Source organism: Corynebacterium sp. HMSC076G08 (assembly GCF_001811515.1).
Classification (GTDB): Bacteria; Actinomycetota; Actinomycetes; order Mycobacteriales; family Mycobacteriaceae; genus Corynebacterium; species Corynebacterium hiratae.
The window spans coordinates 23,456-46,727 of record NZ_KV805016.1; the positions used below are offsets into that span (position 1 = coordinate 23,456).

Below are 23,272 nucleotides of genomic sequence, written 5' to 3' on the forward strand. Positions count from 1 at the left end.
GGTTATGGCGTGTGCCGCGAAAGGTGCACGACAGCGGTGGCGTAGTCACCATCGTGGCTGATCGACAACGCCGTAGAAAAATCCCCCAGGGATTCCCGCGTGAGACGGGCAATCTCGCCCCGCAGCTCGAGTGCCACGCGGCCCCACGCATCGGGGCGGACCTCAATCTCGGCCCAGTCCACGGCCTCCTCCGCCAGGACCGGCGGATGCCCGTAGAGCGCTTGCGACCACGCCTTGATGAAGGCCTCCTTCGCTGCCCAGCGCCCCGCGAAGTGCTGCGCGCGGGCGGCACCGCTCAGTCCACGGGCCTGCGCCACGCGCAGCTCGGAAGCGCTAAAGACCCGCGCAAAGCGCGTTCCGGGAAGCTCCAGCTGCTGGGCAAAAGAAGGGATGTGCACTAGGTCGGTGCCCACGCTCACGCCGCTCACTGTCATACGGGCCAGCTTAGCTGCCCCACAGCGCGTTCTAACGCGCTAACTCTTGCTTGAGCTCCTCCAGCTCGTCGCCGCCGGCCATCCACTGGGTCAGCTCCGGCAGCGTGACCTCTTCCTTGGAGGCATCCAGCGACATCTGCCCCACCGTGAGCACGATGAAGTGATCACCCACGAGGTAAGCGTGCTGCGGGTTGTGCGTAATGAACACCACGCCCATTCCGCGTTCGCGGGCGGCGTCGATAAAGCGCAGCACCATGCCCGATTGCTTCACGCCGAGCGCGGCGGTCGGCTCGTCCAAGATGATGTAGCGCGCGCCGAAGTAAATGGCGCGAGCAATGGCGACCACCTGGCGCTGGCCGCCGGAGAGAGCTGAGAGTTCCACGGAGACGTCGCCAAGCTCAATGCCCATCTCGGCCAGCTGGTCATGCGTAATCCGCTTCATTTCTTCTTCACGCAAGCTCCCCAGCGCCCCGGTGAGCTCCTGACCCAAGAAAAAGTTGCGCCACACCGACAGCGAAGGCACCAGCGCCAAATCCTGGTACACGGTAGCTATACCAGCATCGAGGGAATCGCGCGGGCTGGTGAAATTCACCTCTTCCCCATCGACGGTGATGGTGCCGCCGGTGGGCTGGTTGAGGCCGGCGAGGATCTTGATCAGCGTGGATTTGCCCGCGCCATTATCACCCAGAACGCAGGTCACTGCGCCTTCCTTGACGCGGAGGTTGATACCGCGCAGGGCGTGGAAGTTGCCGAAGGTTTGGGAAATATCGTGCAGCTCAATCATGGTTATCGCTTCCTCGTAAAGTTGGCCACCGAGGTGTTCGTGAGCACAGCAAAGAGCAGCATCGCGCCGAGGAAGAACTTGAACCAGTCGGGGTTCCAGCCGGCGTACACGATGCCCTGGTTGGTCATGCCGAAGATGAGCGCGCCGATGGCGGTGCCCACCGCGGTACCGCGCCCACCGGTCATGGAGCAGCCTCCAATGACCGCAGCGATGATGTAGAGGAACTCGTTACCAATGCCTTGGCCGGCCTGGATGGAGTCGAAGGCAAAAAGGGTATGCATGCCCACGAACCACGCTGCAAATCCGACGAGCATGAACAGCGCCACCTTGACGCGGCGCACGGGAACGCCGACGGCGCGGGCGGCTTCATCGTCGCCACCAACGGCGAAGATCCAATTTCCCCAGCGCGTCTTGTAGAGCACCCACGAGGCAATAGCGACGAAGAGGATCCACCAGATGACGGTAGCGCGGATGCTCAAGCTGCCGATGTGGATAGTGCCGGCAAAAATGACGCGAGCAGAGCCGAAGCCCTCCATGTCCGAGATAATCGGGGTTGCTACCTGGCCGGTGACCAGCTTGGTAATCGCCAGGTTGAGACCCTGCAGCATGAGGAAAGCCGCCAGCGTAATAAGGAAGGAGTCGATCTTGGTGCGCACCACAAGGAAGCCGTTGAGCGCGCCGATGGCCAGGGCGGTCAACAAGGAAAGGCCCACGCCCACCCACGAGTTGAGGTGGAAGTTGTAGTTGAGCATGGTGGCCACGAGCGCCGCGGAGGTCACCGCTACGCCGGAGGACAAATCAAACTCATTACCAATCATGAGCAGGCCCACCGCTAGGGCCACAATGCCCAGCGTGGAGCTGGCGTAGAGCACCGTGGAGAAGGCCTCCACCGAGCGGAAGGCGGGGGCCACGATCATGAAGAGGACGAAGATGACCACCGCGCCGAGCAAGCTGGCCAGCTCCGGGCGGCGGATGAGCCGCGCGAAGCCGCTGCGGCGGGTCAGGCGGGTATCGGAGGGGCTAGATAGCGCCTCGTCTGATGCAGTAGCGCTGTCGCTCATCGCAGACCTGCCTTAGCGGATTCGGAGATGATGTCCACGTTCGTGGAATCCACGAAGGAGGGGCCGGTGTACACCGGGCGGCCGCCGCCCATCGTGGAACCGTTGCGGTGTGCCAACCACAGCGAGTCCACGGCGAGGTAGCCCTGCATATAGGGCTGCTGATCGACGGCCCACTCGATGCGGTTGTCCGCGATGGCGTCGACAAGCTCGGCGTTGGTGTCGAAAGTGGAGACCTTGGCCTGGGAGGAGGCGTCAGCAACCGCGTCGGCGGAGCGCATCGCCACGGAGGCCTGCAGCGCCATGACCCAGTCAATGGACGGGTCCTGGCTCAGCTTCGCGTTGATGGTGGACTGCGCAGCAGTGAGATCCTTGCCGTTGACGTACAGGATCTCCACCTTGCCGTTGTCCAGCCCGTCCTTCACGCCGGCGCAGCGCGACTCCTGAGAAGAGTTGCCTTGCTCGTGGATGACGCACAGAACGTGCTTGGCGCCATCGTCCTTGAGGCGCTCACCGGCCTTGGTACCGGCCACCTTTTCCTCTTGGCCGAAGAAGGCGCTCATGCCGTACTTCTGATAATCATCCATGCCGGCGTTAAGCCCCACGGTGGGGATGCCGGCATCCGCGGCCTTCTTGGCTACCGGCCCGATCGCCGCAGAGTTGGGCATGGTTACGGCAATGCCGTCCACACCGGAGTCAATGGCGGATTGCACCAAGTTAGCCTGGTTGGGCGCTTCCGGGTCGGAGGAGTAGCGCAGCTCGATGTTGTCCTTGCGGGCGGCGTCCTCCGCACCCTTGCGCACGAGATCCCAGTACGTATCACCCGGCGCGCCATGGGAAATCATGGCGACGACAAGGCGCTCGGTGTCGACGCCACCGGCCAGCTCGCCGTCCGCTTCAGGGCGGGGCGCGCCACCGGTGGCGGAGCAGGCGGCAAGCAGAGTGGCGGCGACGACCGAAATAAGGCCTAGTAGAGGCTTCTTAGCTTTATTCACCCTTGCATGGTGCCCCAGATTGGGGGACTTCTCCAACCCATCTGACCTGCTTCTTTATCGTTCCAGAGGGTCCACGCTGGGGATACGTCAACGGAAGCTACCCCCGTTGCGTTGTGTCTCCTCCCTCCGGATCAAGCATGCCGTTGCGAAGCCGCGTGGATTCGCTCAGCAGCACCGCGGCCTCTCGTTCGGTCACCTCGGTGGCTGGGCCCGAACCCAGGTTGCGGTTCACCGGCCGCTCGTACAGCGCTGCTCCACCGCGCATGGCTTCTTCCAAGCGCCGCAGACCACGCCGCTCGCGTTCGGTAGCGGCTGCCCGCCAGGCTTCGGCCACGCCCTCACCCTGCTCCCGGGCCAATGCAGCAAAGAAAGCACCCGGGTGGACCAGCGCGATGAGGGCGGAAACATGCCCGAAGCCCAGGGAGGTCACCAGGCCTGCCTTGGGTGGGGTGCGGCGCAGGTCCAACGGTTGGCGCAGCCACACCAGATGCGCGTGGCGGCGCAGCACCGGGTCAACGCAATCAAGCGAACGGTTCGGCGGGAGAATTCCGCTGCGCAGCACCTGGGACAGACCGACGAGTTGAAAGGCGGCGGCACCGCCCTTGGCGTGCCCGGTCAGGCTCTTCTGCGAAATCACATACAGCGGGTTGCCGGGGCTGCGGCCGAGTGCGGCGGCGATGCGCTCGTGCAGATCCGATTCGTTGGGGTCGTTGGCGTTGGTGGACGTATCGTGCTTCGACACCACCGCAATATCGTCCGCGCCCACGCCGAGGGTCTTCAGCGAGTGGGCCAGGCGGGAGTCCTGCCCACCCCGCGCCGCGGAGAGTGCACCCATGCCCGGCGCGGGGATGGAGGTGTGCGCGCCGTCGGCGAAGGACTCGGCAAAGCCCACCACGCCGAGGACCGGCAGCCCCATCTGTGCCGCAAAGGTTCCCCGCGCAAGCAGGATGGTTCCACCGCCTTCGGATTCCACGAAGCCGGCGCGGCGGCGGTCGTTAGCGCGGGAGAAGAAGCGGTGCTCAATCCCCTTCGCCGCCATCTCGGCACTATCGGCCGTGGCCGCCATGTCACCAAAGCCGGTAATCCCCTCGATGGACAGGGCGTCAACGCCTCCGGCCACCACGAAATCGGCCTTGTGCAGGCGCAGCTTGTCGACGCCCTCCTCCACCGACACCGCCGCCGTGGCACAGGCGGCCACGGGGTGCACCATCTGGCCATAGCCGCCGACATAGGACTGCATCACGTGCGCGGCAATGACGTTGGGCAGCGCTTCCTGCAGGATGTCATTGGGGCGCGGCTGGCCCAACAGCTTATCGACGTACAGCGAGCGCAACGCCTCCTGGCCCGCCATGCCGGTTCCCTGGGTGGAGCTCACACGCGCCGGGTGGACGTGGGCCAAGAGCTCGGCCGGGCTAAAGCCTGCGGAGAGGAAGGCATCCACGGTGCACACCAAGTTCCACAGGGCGAGGCGGTCGAGGTTATCCACCATGTCCGCGGGGATGCCGTAGACCTGTGGGTCGAAGCCCTGCGGTATCTGGCCGCCGACAAAGCGGGTCATGGCCACGCGCCGCGGAACCCGCACCGCGGAGCCGGCGGGCCGGGTGACCTGCCATTCGACCTCACCTGTCGCGCCATCGACGCGGCGCAGCGTGGCTCCCTCGCAGCTATCGACGAAACTGCGCGCTGTCGCCTCATCCCCCACGGTGAAGCTCAGCGGCTTCTCCAAGTAGATGGTGGTCAGCTCGGGCGCGAGGTTATCCACCATAGGCAGGTGCGGGCCGAAGTCATCGTGGAAGCGGCGCACGCCAATCCCGGCGAGGACCTCGTCGTGGAAGCGCGCGTAGACGTCTTCCTCCGCTATCTCCTCCCCTTCGACTGTCAGCCAGCCGGCCGTGCGCTCATCCCACCTGATGAGCCCGCGGCTCCACGCCAGCTCCAGCACGCCAGCCGCAGAGAGCTCTCCACCGACCTCCACCTCAAAGCGCGTGCGCGAGGAGCCCAGCGGACCGAGCTCGCCGGCACCGACGATGACCACCATGTCCTCGAGGGACTGCGTCACCCCGCTGAAGTCGGGGCTGGTCCACTCTGCAGGCCTCAGCACATTCGGCAGGGCCTTCGCCGTTCGCGGAGCCTTCTCTTCGCCCGATCTAGCAGCTGCGCTCGATGCATCTGCATCCTCTGACTGTGAATCCCGGGCAAGCGCGGCTAGGTCAAGCTCAGCCTCGGCCAGCCCGCCAGTGAGGTCCACGCTCAGCGGCGCCTGTGCTGCTTCGGCGCGGATGTCGGAAGAGGCGGTGGCGTCGAGAAGCAGCACCGCCATCTCCTTCGCTGAGAAGGTCCGCACGCCGCGGGCCTCTACCTGCTCCACCAGCGGATCGTTGCCGCCCATCAGGCCGGTGCCGCGCACCCAGCCGATGTGGGCGTGCACCAGCGAGGTCCGCGCGCCCCACGTGGACTGCTCTGCGGACCAGCGGTTAACCAAGGCATCGAGGGCCGCCTTGGCCTCGCCGTAGGCTCCATCGCTGCCGAAGCGCCCACGGTTCGGCGAGCCCGGCAGCACCACGTGCAGCCGGCGGCCCACGTGTGTATCCGCGCCTACGCCAGACAGCGACGCGATGAGCTTTTCTACCGACCACAGCAGCAGGCGCATCTGGGACTCCGCCCCTGCCCCGGCATCCGCAAGAGTTCCGGCCACACGCGGCGCGGCGAAGGGGAAGAGCAAATCCGGCACATAGGCAGGCTTCAGTTGCACAGACTCACCACCCACGGTGGCGGTGCGCTCCGCCGCAATCCATTCCACGAGTGCATCCACGTCCGCGAAGGAATTGAGGTTTGCTGGAACCACCCACAGGGCCGCCGCACCGACGGCCCGGTTGCGGTAGAGCTCCTTATAGAACTCGAGGCGCTCGTGGCCTAGCCGGGAAGTCGTCGCAATCACGGTTGCGCCCTCCGCGAGCAGCTCACCGATGAGCTCGGCGGCAATCGAACCCGGCGAGCCACCCGTCACCACGGCCACCTGCCCGGCGAAGAGCAATCCATTCGCCGGGGTGCGGGCATCGCGGGCTAGGTCCTCATAGCCGAAGTGCTCAGCCAGGAGCGCAACCTCCTCGCCGGCGCCCAACACGTCCAGCTCGGGCTCTGCTTCACCGGCGGCCGCCGCGCGGGCGATGTCCTCGCGGGCGCTGGCCCAGCGGTCGTCGAGAAGCACTGCCTTGCGCGCATCAAAAGCGGGGGCGACGCGCTGCTGCCAGTCCGGGCCGAGCTCCGCTGCAACGAGCTGCTCCAGCTCCGTGTGCACGGTGTCCTCAACCTGCTCAGTCGGGGCCTCCTCGCGCCCCAAGGCGGCGAGTGCCGCGCGGGCGGAGTCCTTCAGTGCCGTTTCAAGGCGCTCGGTATAGGCGCGCACCGCCTCTGGGTCTACGGTCTCGTGTGGTGTTGCTGCTGCGGCCTTCTGCAGCGAGACTCCTTCGCGCTCACCGGCGGCGCGCACGGCGGCGTCGATCAGCGCGTCGAGCTCAGCCACCGAGGTCACGCCGGTCATGGGTAAGCTAGCCAAGTTCCCGCCGCGCAGCGACGAGCCCTCACGCGTGCCCAGGACCATCTGCACGGTCGCGCGATCGGCCCAGCCCGGGCCCAATCCCCAGGTACTGCTCACGCGTTCGGCCACGTAGCTCGGCTTCTTGCCCGCCGGCCCCGTGAGCCGGGTGAGCGCCTGCGCGACATGCTCCGCGAGGACCTCCCCAAACGTTGCGTAGCCCGGCGCGCGCTGCGCCACGGTCTCCGCCAGCTGGGGAATGGGTTCATCCGCCGCGTTCTCGATGGCGCTGATGCCGAACTCCACGCCGAGGTCAACGAGCAACTGGTTGCGGCGCGAGGACACGCCCTCCACGAGGGTTTCAATGGAATCGGTCGCGACCATTTGATCGGGGCGGACCTTCGTCCACAGAGCAATGAGCATCTCAAGGGCCTGGTCCACGCTGAGCGGGCGCTCCGTCACCATTGCCGGCGTATCCTCGCGCGGCGCCTGCACCGTTTCTTGCTGGTGTGCGCTCTCAGTTGGCTGCCTCGACTCAGGCTCATCCGCCTGTGCTTCGACGGCGTTTGCAGAATCCTGCGCTGCTGACTCGGGCGCTCGCTCGGCGTCGTCGGCAAAGACTCGTCCGCGGTCGCGCTCATAGTTCAGCACCTCAATGCCTGCACTGCCCGCGTACTGGGGAAGCCGCAGGGTTTGGCCCAACATGTTGGACAGCGTGGGCGCGGTGCCAACGCCAACCTCGATGAAACGCTCCACTTCGAGCTTCCCAAGGAGCAGATCCTGGGTCTCTATCCAGCGCACCGGGGAGGCAAACTGCCAGGCCAAAAGCTCGATGAGCAGGGTTCGGCCAAGACGCGCCGGGCTCGCCATGGCACCATCGAAGTCCGCGAGGATCTCCGCGATAGGCTCCGAGTCCACCACTTCTGCGATGGCCTCCACGAACTCGCGGCTGAGCGCGAAGGGCCGCGCCACGAGGTTAGGAATATAGCGCCCCACCAGAACGTCGAGGTCGATCGACTGAGGGATGAGTGCGTCGAGGTGCGCGCGGAAATCTGCCACGCCACCTACCAGGCGCGAGGAATGGAAGGGCACGTCGATACCCGGGATGGGGATGACGGCGCGCTGCCCGGGGGCGCGGTGCTCGGCGTCGCTCGCCAGCGCATCCAGGCCCGTCTTCGTGCCGGCGACCGCGTATTGGCGCCCGGCGATGTTGTGGTTGACCACCTCGAGGAACTCACCTGTCTCCGCCGCGACGCGGGCGACGTGGGCAAAGGCCTCGCCCGCGTTCATCCCCATCTTGTGCGGGCGCAGCGCCGCCAGACCGTAGAGCGACTGGCCCGCGGAATCGCGCTCGACCAGATGGTGCATGGTCAGCCCGCGGACATAAACGATGTCCAGGACCGCCTCCAAGGACAGGACCTCGGCATAGGCGGCCAGGGCGTTGTACTCGCCCACCGAGTGTCCAGCGAAGAAGGCACAACTTTCAAGAACCTCGGATTCTTTAAGCGCTGCAATCTGTGCGCAGCCCAGTGTGGCCATGGCCACCTGCGTGAACTGCGTCAGATACAGCACGCCATCCGGGTGCGTGAAGGTCTCACCAGCCACCACCACGGTGTCGGGGTTGTGGCGGACGATCTCCAGGATGGAGAAGCCCAAGCTTTGCCGCGTGTGCTCATCCGCACGCTCCCACACGGCGCGCGCCGCTGCGGATTCTGCATAGTCCTTCATCCCCATCCCCGGGGATTGGATGCCCTGGCCGGGGAAGGCGTAAAAGGTGGTGGGGTTGCTCATCGTGGCCCGCGCGTCCAGCACGGGAACACCGTGGCTGGTGGCGGTCACGCTGCGGACCTCGCCGTAGCCGCTGCGCTTGTCGACACCCACCCGTTCCACCTCGAACTCCACCTCACTGCCGGGAAGCACGGGTGCAAGCCAGGTAACGGACCACTCGAGGACGCGAGCCCCGTCGAAAGCCACGGCTGCTTGCGCCAGCGCCGAGGTCCACATGCCGTGGACGATCGGGCCTTGACGATGCCCCGCCAGTGCCGCAGCGTTCGATGACAGGTGGATGGGGTTCCTATCCCCCGTTACAACGGCGAAGGGCCGCAGTGATTGCGGTGCCACCGCGGTGGTGCGGTGGCGGAAGGAACGCGGAGTCTCCCGGAAGGAGGACTTTACGCTGTCTTCTTGACCGCTTTCTTGTGCACCATTAGTTGTGGCGCGCGCGAGCTCGAGCGCAGCGCCACCGCGCCGCCCGGTAATCAGGAAGCGCTCGTGCATCTGCGCGAATGCATGTTCTTCGCCGTGCACGGCGACGTTGACAGCAACGCTCACCTCAATGAGGCGCCCCGAGGGCGTATCGCGAACGTCTTTCAGTGCTGCGGTGTAGTTCAGTGCCAAGGGCTCGCAGCCCAGGGCGACGCTGCTGCGAAGCAGCTCCCAGGTGTCTGACTTGAGGCTCAGCGAATGCTCAAGGTGGACGAGGCCAAGGAAGCCCTCCACCACCGGTTCCCCCGACTCAGTGTGGGCACTGGCCAGGACGGCGAAGAGTGCCGGCCAGGCGGGGCCGACGAGAACATCGGGCGAGACATCAGGGCTCATTTCCCCGCTCGTCACCGCACCATACTGGGCAATGTCGGTGGCGCTGAGGTGAGCGCTGATTGTTGCGATCCCGGAATCAACCTCAGGTAGGTCACCGCCGAGGGCCTGGCGCAGCAGATCCCGCATGGCGGATTCAGCATCCTCGACCTTAACGAGTGGTGAGGCACCCGGAACGCGCGGCGGAGTGATGCGAACGCGCAGCTCAGCTCCGGAGTGAAAAGGAACGGTCAACCACATGGTGCCGTCGACCGCAGTGTCCAGCTCGGCCCCATCAAGTCCAAGACGCAGGGGGTTGGGCTGCTCGCGCCCCGCCCAATTTAGGCCCGGGGCTCGGCGGATGAGCTCTTCATTACTTAAGACAGGCTCCTCGCTGGAGTCGTCGAGAAGCGCAAGCGCCGCCTGCTCGAAGCGGCCTAGTATCTGTGCCACCGGTTCGTTGGCCTGCTCGATTCCCTCAACAGCCGCCGTGCCGGGGATGATGCAGACCTCATCGGCCTCGTAGTGCTCATCGTGCGCCTGCCACAAGGTGTCGCGGCGCCAGCGGCGGCGTACCTCGGAATCGATAACCGGCACAAAGTTTGCGGGTTTGCCCGGACCGTCCACGAGTTGAATGAACCACGCGGCGTCGGTCGGGTGCAGCGCGGCGTCACCGTAGAGTTCGGTCAGCTGATTAATTGCCTCAGCCGGGTTCTCGCGGTCAACCTCAACGCGCAACTCGATCTCGCCGTGATCGGTCGGGTGAAGGCGGGCTTCGGCGCGAGCCACCATGCTCGTAAATCGCCTCAACCAGGATTCATCAACCCAGCCGTCCTGGTAGGACAGCTCAAGGTAGCGCTGCAGCCACTCGGAATAGGACCTCTCATCGAGGTCGCCGAAGTAAGGCTTGCACGTGCGCCCGATGGCCTCAATGATCTCGGCGCGGCGTGCTTCTACGGCCGCGGCGTCACCGGCCACCTCATCCAGAAGGCGCCCGGCGCGGGCGAAAGAGTTGTCCAGCTCATGGATGTCCGCCCCTAGGTCCGAGCGGCCCGATATAACGTCCCCACTGTGCGCAGCGACGAGCGCCTGCTTTACCGACTCGGATGCGGTGGATTCCTTCGCCGCCATGACAGCGGTGCCCACCATGATGGCATCGACTGGCGCCGCGGGCAGACCGAAGCGCTGCGCCCACGTACCCAGCAGGTACTCTGCACCGCGCGCTGGGGTACCAATTCCCCCACCAACAGCGAGGAGAATATTGTCGCGCTCACGGATCCGCGCGTAAGTAGCAACGAGGACGTCATCGAGACCTTCTAAGGAGTGGTGGCCACCGGCCGCGCTGCCTTCCAGCTGCATGATGAGGGTGGTCTCAGTGAGAGCATCGGCGATACAGAGTACCTCCTCCACCTGCGCCGAAGTTCCCGGTTTGAAGGCGACCCAAGGGATGTTCGCGGCGTGGAGCTTCTCCACCAGCTCTTTGGCCTCCTCCACAGGCGGAATGCCAGCGGAAATCACCACGCCGTTGATGGGTGCTCCTCCTTCGCGTGCTCGCAGAATCGAGTTCGGCCCCTCGATCTGGCGACGCCACTGGGAAGCCGCAAGGTACAGTGCGTTGAACTGGACGTTCACCCCGGGCTGCAGCAACCTACCCAGGGTGTGCAGGTTCTCCTGCAGGATGTCATCGGTGTGCTGTCCTCCGCCGGCCAGCTCCGCCCAGTGCCCGGCATTGGCGGCTGCGGCGACGATGCCTGGTTCCACAGTGGTGGGGGTCATCCCGGGGAGCATGACTGGTGAGTAGCCGGTGGCTCGCGTAAAGGCAGTCACTAGGCGCCCGTTTGCAATGCGCGGGGCCCACTCGGACCACGCGCGGGGCAGAGCCGGTGCGCGACCCGGTTCCGCGAGCTGAGCCAGTCCTTCCGCCGTCCCCACGGCAAGCGTGCCCACGCCGCGTCCAGCAACAATGTCCCGCGTCAACGGCTCCACCCCGCGGGAAGGCCCCACTTCTAATATCCAGCGAGCCCCGGCTTCGAGCGCCGAGTCAACGCGCTCGGGCCAGTCCACGTAATCCGTGAGCACGGCCCGCGCGAGCTGCGCGGTGATTTCTAGGTCCAAGCCGATTCGCTCCGCCCAGCTTTCCACCTGCTCCACCGCAAACTGCATGGTGGGATGGTGGAACGCTGCTGAAACCTCAAGGTCGGTGACAGCGATGGCGGCTGACTCCCCTTCCCGCCCTTCCTTGAGGTCCGAGCTCTCCTGCAGCGTGGCCTTCACTCGGGCGAGCTCAGCCGGTGTTCCAACGATGACGAAGCGCCCACGGCCGTTGTCGAGCCCGATGTGTGCTCCGACTTCGCGCAGTTGCTGTCTCGTCGCGCCCGTCACCGCCGCCATGGGCGCGCCCTGCGGGGTGCGTATGAGCCCAGCGCTGCGCGCGGTAGTCGTCATGGCTGCACCGATGAGGCGTGCCAGCGCCAGGGCCTCCGCTGGTCTCATGCGCTTCTCCACCACCGCTGCGGCGAGTACGCCTTGGGAGTGACCAATGCTGGTGACGGCGTCGTCGAGTTCTACTCCGTGCGCGCGCAAGCATTCGAGTACGGCCAGCTGCGCGGTGAGGATGCCGGGGGTGGAGAGTGAGGCGTCGTCCAGCCCATGTGCCCTCCCTTGCTCCTCGTCCGCCCACACCAGTGGCGCAAACCCGCGCGGCGCGGTGGGTACAAGCTCGTCCTCCAGCGGGGCAAGGAGTTCCTCGGCTTCGGCGAGGTACTCCGCTATGAGTGGCCGGACGCCGGCAGCGAGGGCACTGCGCAGCGTCGGCAGCCAGGCATAGCCTTGTCCGGAGAAGGAGAGTGCGAAGGGCTCGGCGTCTAGGCGCGCGGACAAAGGCACAGAGACGTGGAAATCAGACACCTGCGCTACTCCCCCAAAGTGCGCACAACAAGCTGCACGGCCTCATCGAGGGAAGGATGCGATGTCGGCTTCGGCATACCGCAAAAGACCTGGCAGGCGTGATCCGGGATGACCTCCGCCGAGCGCGTAAGGCCGCGCTCGGCGAGGTAGTCGTCAAAGAACATATCGATACTCATACCGTGTGCCGATTCTACCCACTAGGATCAATGCGTCATGGCCTCTCGTACCCCGTTCTTCATCGCCGCGCTGCTCAACGCTGCGGTGGCTGTGCTCGTGGTGGTCGGCCTGCTCCTTCCCTCCCCGGCTGCTCCCCCAGCGGCGGGGCCGAGTGCTTCCACAACAACAGCGGCGCCCGCGCAAGAAGCCCCCACAGAAGAACACTCCGACGAAGCCACGCCCCCGCCAGACATTGCGCCAGGCATAGCCGAAGCGCTCGCCGCCCTAGATTCTCTGAAGGTCAAGGGCCGCGCCCCCATGACCGGTTATGAGCGCGAGGAATTCGGCCAGGCCTGGTCCGATGATGTCACGGTGGTGTTTGGCCACAACGGCTGCGATACCCGCAACGATATCCTCCGCAGGGACTTGGATCCGGAGAGCCTCGTGCTCAAGGAAGGAACCCACGACTGCGTGGCGCTCGCCGGCACCTTGCATGATCCTTATTCGGGCCAGGACATTGAGTTTCAGCGCGGGGCGCAGACCTCGAGTGCAGTGCAGATCGATCACGTTGTGGCGCTGGCCGACGCCTGGCAGAAAGGCGCCCAGCAATGGTCACCCGAGAAGCGCCGCAACTTTGCCAATGATCCCCGCAATCTCCTTGCCGTCGATGGTCCTCTCAACCAGCAGAAAGGCGCCGGCGATGCCGCCACGTGGCTGCCGCCCAACAAAGGTTTTCGCTGTGAGTATGCGCGTCGCATCGTCGAGGTAAAAGCGGTCTATGAAATCTGGGTCACGGAGGCTGAAAAAGATGCGCTGAGCCGGCTCCTGCATGCTTGCTGAGCGTTCCTTACCCCTTATCTATTCAGCGCAATCCCCCTGCACACTACCCCCAAACTATGCGCATATTATTCACTGCCACCCAGGCAATCAGGCACGATTTGTGAGCCCAAAGAAGCTTTCAGTCCCTGCACCGACACTCCCCTGCTTGCAAATTTCTATAGGCCAATTAATATGTAATTAATACAAAGTTTTCACACGCGGGGAGTACCCCCCATGAAACAAAAACAATCATTATTCCTCTCCTGTCTCACATTTCTTTTAATATGTGACACAGCACCTAGCCTGAGGTCTAGGTCACATGAGTGCCGTTAACTCTTATCGGCCGCCATACTCACCGAATCTGCCGAGACAAACCCTGCGAAGGAATAGTGATGTTCAAGTACATCATCAAGAAGACCGCCAGCTGGCTGGTAGTCATCTTCCTCGCGACTAATATCGCGTATCTCCTGGCCGCAACCTTCCTTGATCCCCGATCAAATTATGTCGGCCGCAACCCACCGCTCGAGCCGGAAGAAATCGGCCGCATCCTCACTCCGCTCGGGCTCAATCCTGAGACCCCGCTTATTGAGCGCTGGTGGGGCTGGCTTTCCAACATTCTCTTCCACTGGGACTGGGGTACCTCCCCTCTCGGCGACCCGGTCAGCGCGCAAATCGCTCACCGCGCTCTCGTCTCGGCACAGCTACTGCTCGTCGCCACGATCCTCTCCGTCATCATCGGCGTCGGCCTTGGTGTCTACACCGCTTCCCGCCAATACAAAGCGGCTGACCGCTTCTGGCAGGGCGTTTCCATCATCACGATGAACACCCACGTGGTCGTCGCCTCCATTCTGGTTGTTGCCGGTGGCCTGTGGATCAACCGCGTCACCGGCCACCGCGTGGTTTATGTGACGGGCGCGTCCAGCCTCGGCGTCGAAGGCTTCTTCCCCAAGCTGCTGGATATGGCGCAGCACCTCATCTTGCCGTCCATCTCGCTCATCATCATCAGCTACGCCGGCTACCACATGATGCAGCGCACCCTGTTGCTGGATAACTTGAATGCCGACTACGTGCGCACCGCCCGGGCCAAGGGCCTCACGCGCTCCCAGGCCATCCGCAAGCACGCCCTGCGCACCTCCATCATTCCGGTGGCAACCTCCGTGGCCTTCTCCGTTCCCGGAATCTTTACCGGCGCCATCATGACGGAAACCATTTTCGCGTGGAAGGGAATGGGCCAGTACTTCATCGAAACCATCAGCCGCAACGACGTCAACGGCACCACCGCCGTCGCCGCCTTCGGTGCCGTCATGATTGCCTTCTCCGCAATCCTGGCTGACCTCGTCGTCGTAGCCCTCGATCCGCGAGTAAGGGTGAGCTAAATGTCTCCAGAAAAGAAATCCACGTCGCCGCGCTCGGCAGCACGTCAGCCGCAACGCCACCGCCGCAACGATCTCGCTATCGACACCGCCGCGGACAACCTTGGCGTGCGCCCGCATACCGCCACTGCTGACTTTTCACCGCAGACCGAACCCAGCGCACAGTCCGCACTTGGTTCCGGCGTCGATGTCGATGACGCACAGCGCAAGCAGTTCTCCAGCAACGAGTTCCGCGGCACCTCAAAGCTCAAGCTGTACGTTCGCCGCTTCTTCCGCAACAAGTTCGCGGCCGTCGGCCTCGTCATCTTCGTGTTGCTCACCCTGCTGGCCATCTTTGGCAGCCTGCTGACCCCCTGGGGTTTCGATGAGCCGGACTTCTTCAACCTGTCCACCGGACCTTCCTCCGAGCACTGGTTCGGCACGACCGATTCCGGTAACGACCTCTTCGCGCAAACCGTCCACGGCCTGGGCCGCTCGCTCATCATTGCGCTTATCGTGTCGATAGCATCCACGGTGTTGTCCGCTTTCATCGGCGCGGCCGCGGCCATGTACGGAGGCGCGGTGGAAAAGGTCATCCTGGCCGTCATCCACTTCCTGCTGGCAATCCCGACCTTCCTGCTCATCGCTCTGGTGGTCTCCGATTCCGGCGGTGACTGGAAGCTGCTCATCGTGGTGCTCATCGTCTTCGGCTGGATGTACCCGGCGCGTGTCATCTGGGCCATGGCGCTCAGCGTGCGCGAGAACGACTACGTCCGCGCCGCGGACTACATGGGTGTTTCGCGCCTGCGCACCATCTTCCGCCACGTAGTGCCCAACATCGGTTCGCTGCTCATCATCCAAGCGGCCCTGGGCGTGGTGTCCACCATCATGTCGGAGACCGCGCTGTCCTTCTTGGGCTTGGGCGTGAAGCTTCCCGACGTCTCCCTGGGCACCCTCCTGGCCGGCGGCGCCAACGCCGTCGAGGCTTCACCCTGGCTCTTCTACTTCCCTGCAGGCATCCTCACGCTGCTGACCGTCTCCATGGCGTTCATCGCCGACGGTCTGCGCGACGCCATTGACCCCAACTCGAACTCTGGAGGCCGAGCATGACCCCGCAGAATACTGCGCATAACGCCAACGCCGTCCCGGCCAGCCGCGCTACCGATCCCGCCGCGTCCGCCGACCCGGTTCTGTCCGTACGCAATCTGTCCGTCACCTTCCCCTCGGAGGCCGGCTCCGTCCACGCCGTACGTGGCGTTGACTTCGACCTTATGCCGGGCCGCACCCTGGCCATTGTGGGCGAGTCCGGCTCCGGTAAGTCCGTCACCTCAATGGCGGTTATGGGTCTGCTGCCGGATTACGCCAAGGTGGAAGGCTCCGTGGTCTATGCCGGCACCGAGCTCATCGGCAAGTCCGACAAGGAGATGTCGAAGATCCGCGGCAAGGACATCGCCATGATCTTCCAGGACCCGCTCTCCTCCCTGACCCCGGTGTTCTCCATCGGCGACCAGCTCATCGAAGCCATCCAGACCCACCGCGATGTCTCCACGAAGGAGGCGGAGAAGGAGGCCATTCGCCTGCTCGAACTCGTCGGCATTCCGGAGGCGGACAAGCGCGTGAAGTCCTTCCCGCACGAGTTCTCCGGTGGTATGCGTCAGCGCGTGGTCATCGCCATCGCCATGGCGAATAACCCGCGCGTCATCATCGCCGACGAGCCCACCACGGCCCTCGACGTCACCATCCAGGCTCAGATCCTGGAGGTCCTCAAGGTGGCGCAGCGCGAAACCGGCGCCGCGGTCATCATGATTACCCACGACATGGGTGTCGTGGCCGGCACAGCCGACGACGTCCTCGTCATGTACGCCGGTCGCCCGGTGGAGCTGGGCGATGTCGACACCATCTTCAACAACCCCAAGATGCCCTACACCGTGGGTCTTCTCGGGTCGACGCCGCGCGTCGACAAGGCCACCGATGAGCCGCTGACCCCCATAGCGGGTACCCCGCCGCGGCTGATTGAGGTCGCCGCCGAGTGCCCCTTCGCCGACCGTTGCCCAGTGGTGATGGACGAGTGCCGCACCATGGAGCCGGAGCTGCGTGAGCTTGGCGACGGCCCCGGCCACTACGCCTCCTGCCTACGCTCCGATGAAATTGAGGACGGCACGATTGGCGGCGAGCGCATGTACCCACTACCGAAGCTTTCCGCCGATACCTTGGGCGATACGCCCTACGACCAGCGCCCCGTCACCTTGGAGGTCAAGAACCTGGTCAAGGACTTCCCGCTCATCAAGGGAGCGATTCTCAAGCGCCGCGTCGGCACCGTCCATGCGGTCAAGAACGTCAGCTTCGACGTGCACCAGGGCGAGTGCTTCGCCATCGTGGGTGAGTCCGGTTCCGGCAAGACCACCACCCTGCTGGAGATCATGGACCTCAACCCTCCAGAGGGCTCCACCATCGTGGTCAACGGCACCAACACCTCCGGCTTGAGTGCGTCGGCACGCCGCAAGCTGCGCAAGGACATCCAGATCGTCTTCCAGGATCCAATGAGCTCGCTCAACCCGCGCATGACCATCCGTGAGATCATCGCTGAGCCGCTGGAATCGCTGGGGTACGAGGGGGACGTCGGCCAGCGCGTGGGTGAGCTGATGAAACTCGTCGGCCTCGAATCCCACCAGGTGGACCGCTTCCCCGGACACTTCTCTGGCGGACAGCGCCAGCGCATCGGCTTGGCCCGCGCGCTCGCCACCAACCCCTCCATCGTGGTGCTCGATGAGCCCGTCTCCGCCCTCGACGTGTCCATCCAGGCTGGCATCATCAACCTGCTGCACGATCTGAAGAACCGCCTCGGGATCTCCCTGGTCTTCGTCGCCCACGACCTGTCCGTTGTGCGCCACCTCTCCGACAAGGTCGCGGTGATGTACAAGGGCGATTTCGTGGAATACGGCCCCACCGACGAGGTCTTCGACAACCCCCAACACGCTTATACCCGCGCGCTGCTCTCCGCCATCCCGGTGCCGGACCCAGCCGTGGAACGTGACCGGGTGCGCGAGATTTACCAGCCCGCCGAAACCCCGGCTTAGCAAGACTTATAACTGAATACTCACCCCTTTGTCTCCATGTTTCCTCTCGAAAGGACACAAAAATGAACATGAAGCTCCGCAGGACCGCCCTCGCAGTGGTCACCGCCTCTGCCCTCATTCTCACCGGCTGCGCCTCCGACGGCGGCTCCGGCAGCTCCGATGGCTCCAAGGACTCCAGCAACTCCGCAGCCGGCGAGAAGCTGGACGTCAAGCTGGACGGATCCTACAACGCCAAGGACCGCTCCGAGCTCAAGCAGGGCGGCGAGCTGCGCCTGGCCATCACCGAGATCTCCCAGCAGCAGAACCCCTTCCAGGCCGACGGTACCCGCTACACCAGCGACGTCTGGAAGTTCTACAACCCGCAGATCGGTCTTTTCGACGGATCCGGCGAGTTCCACGTCAACAATGACTACATCACGGACGTCAAGGACGAGGAGAAGGACGGCAAGACCGTCGTCACCTACACCATCCACGAGAAGGCCCAGTACAACGACGGCACCCCGATTGACTGGAAGGCCTTCGAGAACACCTGGAAGTTCAACAACGGTGAGGACGAGGAGGCTAACGTCTCCTCCACCGATGGCTACGAGCTCATCGAGTCCGTCGAGCCAGGTGAGAACGACAAGCAGGCCGTCATCACCTTCAAGCAGGCATACCCCTGGTGGCAGGGTCTGTTCAACATCCTGCTCCCGCCGCAAATTGACTCCGCCAAGAAGTTCAACGAAGCCTACCTCGGTGAGGTCCACCCAGAGTGGGGCGCGGGCCCGTTCAAGGTTGAAAACGTTGACTTCCAGAGCGGCAGCGCTACCTTCGTCCCGAACGAGAAGTGGTGGGGCGATAAGCCTTTCCTGGACAAGGTGACCTACCGTCAGATGGAGGATCAGGCCTCCATCAACGCGTTCAAGGCCGGCGAGATTGACGCCACCGGCGTGGGCAACAAGGAGCGCCTGGCTGCAGTCAAGGACATGCAGGGCATTGAGATCCGCACCGCCATGGCCCCGTCCAACTCGCTCATCGTTCTCAACTCCAAGAACGAGATTCTTTCCGATGCCAAGGTCCGCGAGGCCATCATGACCGGTATCGACCGCTCCACGCTGTCCGGCATCCGCTTCAACGGCCTCAACGGCTACACCGAGGAGTTGCCGGGATCCTTCAACCTGTACCAGACCCAGGAGGGCTACGAGGACAACTTCGGGTCTGTGGTGAAGTTCGATGCCGAGAAGGCTAAGTCCCTGCTCGACGAGGCCGGCTGGAAGGAAGGCGGCGACGGCATCCGCGAGAAGGACGGCAAGAAGCTGTCCATGCGCTACACGCTGTTGGGTGATTCTTCCATCAGCAAGGCCCTGGCCACCGCCACCCAGAAGATGATGAAGGACATCGGCGTGGACCTGAAGGTGGAGGAGCGCCCGTCCGCGGACTTCTCCAAGATCACCTCCTCCTATGACTTTGATGTCTTCCCCATGGGCTTCTCCTCCGGCGATCCGTTCGGTGTGGCCTACTTCGGCCAGATTTACCGCTCCGGCTCCCAGCTCAACCGCTCCGGCACGGGTACCCCGGAGATGGACAAGAAGATCGACGAGCTATCCCAGATCGCCGATCCAAACGAGCAGATCAAGGAAGCCAACAAGCTGGAGAAGGAAGCACTGGGTCAGTTCGGCATCATGCCGATTTACAACGGCCCGGCCATGGTGGCTACCAGCCCGGACATCGCGAACTTCGGTGCCAACTCCTTCGCCGTCATCGAGGTGGAGAACATCGGCTACGTCAAGTAGGTAACGCGCTCGGCGCCGCACCATATGATGCGCGGAGCCTTGCTCTCACTTCCGCCGAAAGAAAAGAGAGGGCCTTCCCAGACTGCGGGAAGGCCCTCTATTCATGTGCTTAGCTGTCTTTAGTTGCCCTTGTTGAGCTGGTTGCGCAACTGGTCAAAGTAATCGCGCGCGCTCTGCGGCTGATTATTGCCCTGGGGCGGGGCCGGGAAACCCGAGAACTGACCAAAGCCCTGGCCCTGCTGTGCGTTCTGCACCTTTTCCTGAGCCTGTTGCTGTGCGCGCTGCGCCTGCTCCATCAGCTCAGCATCGCGGCGGGCACGCTCATCGCGCTCGCGGCGCTCCTGCTCCTCACGGCGGCGGCGCTCAGCGGCGGCGTCCTCGCGGCTGTGCTTTGCTTCGCCGGCCGGCACCTTCGGCTTCGGGGCTTCATTAATAGCGTTGGTGGACAGCAGCGTATCGCGCATACCGCCGAAGAGATCCTGCATGCCGCCCGGGTTAGACGGCATGTAGAGCACGTTGGTGTGGGCGCGGTCGGCTACGTCCACCATGGCGTCGAGGTACTGGGAGACCAGCATGAGGGTCTCGGGGTTCTCCTGCACGCCGGCAGCACGCAGCAGCTCATACTGCTGGGCAATACCTTCGACGATTTCCTTACGCTGGTCAGCCACACCGCGACCCTGCAGCTTCTTAGCCTCGGCCGCACCCTCGGCCTCCTTGACCACGCGGATCTTCTCGGCCTCCGCCTGAGCAACGGCCGCCTCGCGCTCACGCTGCGCCGCGTTAATGGAGTTCATGGACTCGCGCACGCGAGCATCTGGGCGAATATCGGTGACCAGGGTATTGACGAAGTTCCAGCCGTAGGCGGCCATGTTATCGCGCAGGGACATCGCCACGTTGCGGGCGATGGTGTCCTTGGAAGAGAAGGAATCATCCAGGTTCATGTTTGCCACGGAGGAACGGACGTTGTCCTGCACGTAGGCCACGATCTGCTGCTCGTGGTTGGACAGGGTATAGAAGGCCTGGCGCTCGCTGCCCTGGACTACCTCGTACTGCACGGCAACGGGGATCTGGACGAAGACGTTGTCCTTGGTCTTGGTTTCCACCATGACATCGAGCTGACGGATCTGCAGGCTGATCTTGGCGCGCACGCGGTCGACGTAGGGCAGCTTGAAGTGCAAGCCTGCGTGAGCCACGGTCACGAACTTACCCATCCGCTCAATGATGGCGGCTTCCTTCGTCCGGACGATGAAGAAACCGTCGAAGGCGGTGGCAATAATAAGTAGGAGAATCACGCCAATGACGATGAGACCGGCCATAGGCTTATCCTTTCTGCTCGATTTAGATTTTCCTAACCAGTGTGCCACACGGTGACCACCACCACATCTCGAGGGAGATCACTCCCCGAGGTCACTCGGAGCCTTTAATGCTCGTCAGCTACCCGGAAGAGCTCACCCAAAATCCCCGCGCCGTCCTCACTAATCCCATTGTGTTGGAAGCGGTTAGTCACCACTGGGCGCAAGTCGCGGTAGGTCTCCGCTGTGGCTAGGGAATCCTCGAAGGGCACGAAGATATCGTCGAGGTAGATGGCGGCGGAGGCGGTAACGGGGGCGTCGGCAAGCTTGGCGGCGTCATACGGAGAGCTTGCCCACTCGTGGGCGGCGAGCTCCTCGGCGGCCTGCTTGAAGGGGCGCAGCGCCGGGTCCTCATCGAACTGCCAAGGGAAAATGTGCTCACCGGTCAGATAGGTGCCGCCTTCGGCGAACTCGGGGAATTCCTCGCGTATGCGGTGCGCCGCCCAGCCGGTGACGGCTTGGCCGCCGACGCCACCGTAGATGGATTCATGAATCGCCGCGTACAGCGGGCCGGCCTGGAAGCTCACGCGGCTACCGACGTCGTTGAGGAAGTCCGAACGCAAGCGCTTCTCGCCGTGCACGGTGCGGAAAGGTTCCTCCAGCAGGTAACCCAGAGAATCGAATCCGGTACCGCGGCCCAGTTCGATGCCGATGGTGCGGAAGCGGCGCGAAGACAGACGCTCCCCCGTCGGCAGCAGCTCCTCCGAGTTGTCTAGGTGGTGGAGGATTTCCTCGATGCGCGCTTGTGCCCACGGGAACTGGGCATAGAACCGCTCGTGGCGGACCTTGAGCTTGGCAAAGGTGGTGCGGTAGAGATCATCCGCGCCTTTGGTCAGGGTGGGCAGTCCACCAGTGAGGAAGGCACGCCCAATGGAATCAGGGAACATCGAGACATAGGCGGTGATGATGAAGCCGCCGAAGGATTGGCCGAAGAGATCCCAGGATTCCTCGCCGAGGTGCTCGCGCAGGCGCTCGGCATCGCGCACGATATTTTCTTGCCGCAGCTGCGCCAGACGCGCAGCGCTGCGATCCTCAGCCGGGCTGAGCTCGTCAATGCGATGGCTGCGCCCGGTGCCGCGCTGGTCCATGAGGATCCAGCGGTAGCGCTCCAAGCCCTTCCCGATGAGTCCGGAAGCACCCGTCGGCCGCGGCGCCGGGAAGCCCGGCCCGCCCTGGTTATAGAGCAGCGCCGGATAATTCTCACCGCCGGGCGGGATGATTTCCCGGGCGTAGAGCTCGAACTCCCCCGCGGCGGGATTGTCATAGTCCCAGGGGACGGTGATGGTGTGTTCCTTGATGGTGTGGCCGAAGCGTTTCATGCTTCTAGTAGACCACGAAACCTTCCTTGCGGAACACCTCGCGGATAGCTTCGACGTCTTCCGGCTTCGGCGGCTTCGTATCCTCCAAGGTGTAGGGGTAGCCCAGCTCGTGCCACTTATCCGCGCCCATGTTGTGGAAGGGCAGCACCTCGATGCGCTCAATGTTGCTCTTCCAGCGGGAGACAATGCGCGCAACGTTGGCGACGTTCTCTGGGGAGTCGGTAAGCCCCGGCACCACCACGAAGCGAATCCACACCGGTTTGCCGATGGCATTGAGGCGATCCCCAAAGTCGATCGTCGGCTGCAATTCACGCCGGGTGACCTTTTTATAGGTCTCCTCGTCACCGGACTTGACGTCCAGCAGCACCAAATCGATATTGTCCAGGTCTTCATCACGCAGGCGCGCGCCGAGGTAGCCCGAGGTATCGATCGTGGTGTGGATGCCTGCATCGTGGACTTCCTTGAGCAGGCGCCGCGCGAAGGCGATCTGGAAGAGTGGCTCACCACCAGAGATGGTCAGCCCACCCCCGGAAGCCTTGAAGACGGGCTTATAACGCTTGACGCGCTTAACCACGTCTTCGATGCGCTCCAAGGTGCCGACCTTCATCTCCATGGTGTCTGGATTGTGGCAGTACTGGCAGCGCAACGGGCAACCCGACATGAACATGGTCATGCGGGTTCCAGGCCCATCCACGGCCGTCACCAGCTCCCAGGAGTGCACGAGCGCGACATCACCAGAGCGGCGAGCCTGCATCAACTCTGGGCGGGTGTAACCGTCGAGGTCGTTGTCCGTTCCTAAACCGGCGGCGGCGCCGCGCACCTTCTCCCCTTCTTCTGGGGTAAGGCGCACGACGCCGGTAATGCCATCTGCCATTTAGGAGCCCTGGTGGAAGGTACGGGAGATGACGTCCAGCTGCTGCTCGCGGGTGAGCTTCACAAAGTTCACCGCGTAGCCGGAAACGCGGACCGTGAGGTTCGGGTACTTCTCCGGGTGCTCAACGGCGTCCTCCAGGGTGGACTTGTCCAGGACGTTAATGTTGGCGTGGTAAAGGCCCGAGTTCATGTTGTTGGCGGTGCGGTTGGCCTTCATGGAAGCGAGGCGCTCGTCGAAAGTTTTGGTTGCCATGATGTGTTCTCC

Annotated in this window: 15 protein-coding genes; 5 read left to right on the top strand and 10 right to left on the bottom strand. The window is 63.8% G+C overall.

Translation table 11 applies throughout. From position 1 onward, the window contains the following. Positions 1-2 precede the first annotated feature (2 nt). The 6 genes from HMPREF2806_RS02830 to HMPREF2806_RS13415 all read right to left on the bottom strand — a co-directional run bounded on the left by HMPREF2806_RS02830 (position 3) and on the right by HMPREF2806_RS13415 (position 12,463). Positions 3-434, bottom strand: a complete 432-nt coding sequence (locus HMPREF2806_RS02830) for a holo-ACP synthase AcpS (protein WP_070516073.1) — start codon at positions 432-434, stop codon at positions 3-5. 31 nt (positions 435-465) lie between these two features. Continuing rightward, positions 466-1,218 (bottom strand): ATP-binding cassette domain-containing protein, encoded by a 753-nt coding sequence (locus HMPREF2806_RS02835; protein WP_070516075.1) that lies wholly within the window; start codon positions 1,216-1,218, stop codon positions 466-468. A 2-nt stretch (positions 1,219-1,220) separates the two neighbouring features. Then, positions 1,221-2,279 (bottom strand): ABC transporter permease, encoded by a 1,059-nt coding sequence (locus tag HMPREF2806_RS02840; RefSeq protein WP_070516077.1) that lies wholly within the window; start codon positions 2,277-2,279, stop codon positions 1,221-1,223. Beyond that, positions 2,276-3,271: a substrate-binding domain-containing protein gene (locus HMPREF2806_RS02845; RefSeq protein WP_070516080.1), complete on the bottom strand. Its 996-nt coding sequence runs from the start codon at positions 3,269-3,271 to the stop codon at positions 2,276-2,278. The genes HMPREF2806_RS02840 and HMPREF2806_RS02845 overlap by 4 nt, the downstream gene beginning before the upstream one ends. Positions 3,272-3,368: 97 nt before the next feature. Further along, entirely contained in the window at positions 3,369-12,287 is an 8,919-nt protein-coding gene (locus tag HMPREF2806_RS02850; protein WP_070516082.1) for a type I polyketide synthase, read from the bottom strand. 5 nt (positions 12,288-12,292) lie between these two features. Further along, a complete protein-coding gene (locus tag HMPREF2806_RS13415) occupies positions 12,293-12,463 on the bottom strand; it encodes a hypothetical protein (RefSeq protein ID WP_158013196.1) in 171 nt (56 codons plus the stop codon). 37 nt (positions 12,464-12,500) lie between these two features. Here HMPREF2806_RS13415 and HMPREF2806_RS02855 point away from each other — a divergent pair, with 37 nt between their 5' ends. The 5 genes from HMPREF2806_RS02855 (at position 12,501) to HMPREF2806_RS02875 (ending at position 19,463) form a co-directional block, all read left to right on the top strand. Next, positions 12,501-13,283 (top strand): HNH endonuclease family protein, encoded by a 783-nt coding sequence (locus tag HMPREF2806_RS02855; protein ID WP_070516084.1) that lies wholly within the window; start codon positions 12,501-12,503, stop codon positions 13,281-13,283. A 371-nt stretch (positions 13,284-13,654) separates the two neighbouring features. Then, positions 13,655-14,638, top strand: a complete 984-nt coding sequence (locus HMPREF2806_RS02860) for an ABC transporter permease (protein WP_070516086.1) — start codon at positions 13,655-13,657, stop codon at positions 14,636-14,638. Continuing rightward, positions 14,639-15,724, top strand: a complete 1,086-nt coding sequence (locus tag HMPREF2806_RS02865) for an ABC transporter permease (RefSeq protein WP_070509741.1) — start codon at positions 14,639-14,641, stop codon at positions 15,722-15,724. It begins immediately after the preceding gene. Continuing rightward, on the top strand, positions 15,721-17,691 hold the full coding sequence (locus HMPREF2806_RS02870; protein WP_070516088.1) for an ABC transporter ATP-binding protein: 1,971 nt from the start codon (positions 15,721-15,723) through the stop codon (positions 17,689-17,691). Before HMPREF2806_RS02865 ends, HMPREF2806_RS02870 begins: the two co-directional genes overlap by 4 nt. A gap of 62 nt (positions 17,692-17,753) precedes the next feature. Then, on the top strand, positions 17,754-19,463 hold the full coding sequence (locus tag HMPREF2806_RS02875; protein ID WP_070516090.1) for an ABC transporter family substrate-binding protein: 1,710 nt from the start codon (positions 17,754-17,756) through the stop codon (positions 19,461-19,463). 119 nt (positions 19,464-19,582) lie between these two features. Here HMPREF2806_RS02875 and HMPREF2806_RS02880 read toward each other — a convergent pair whose 3' ends face one another. The 4 genes from HMPREF2806_RS02880 to grcA2 form a co-directional block, all read right to left on the bottom strand. Beyond that, positions 19,583-20,779, bottom strand: a complete 1,197-nt coding sequence (locus HMPREF2806_RS02880) for an SPFH domain-containing protein (protein WP_070516092.1) — start codon at positions 20,777-20,779, stop codon at positions 19,583-19,585. 104 nt (positions 20,780-20,883) lie between these two features. Beyond that, positions 20,884-22,134: an alpha/beta fold hydrolase gene (locus HMPREF2806_RS02885; RefSeq protein WP_070516094.1), complete on the bottom strand. Its 1,251-nt coding sequence runs from the start codon at positions 22,132-22,134 to the stop codon at positions 20,884-20,886. A 4-nt stretch (positions 22,135-22,138) separates the two neighbouring features. After that, positions 22,139-23,008 carry a pyruvate formate-lyase-activating protein gene (gene pflA, locus HMPREF2806_RS02890; protein WP_070516097.1) on the bottom strand — a complete coding sequence of 290 codons (870 nt, stop codon included), beginning with the start codon at positions 23,006-23,008 and terminating at the stop codon, positions 22,139-22,141. Beyond that, on the bottom strand, positions 23,009-23,260 hold the full coding sequence (gene grcA2, locus HMPREF2806_RS02895; protein ID WP_070509749.1) for an autonomous glycyl radical cofactor GrcA2: 252 nt from the start codon (positions 23,258-23,260) through the stop codon (positions 23,009-23,011). Positions 23,261-23,272: the final 12 nt, after the last annotated feature.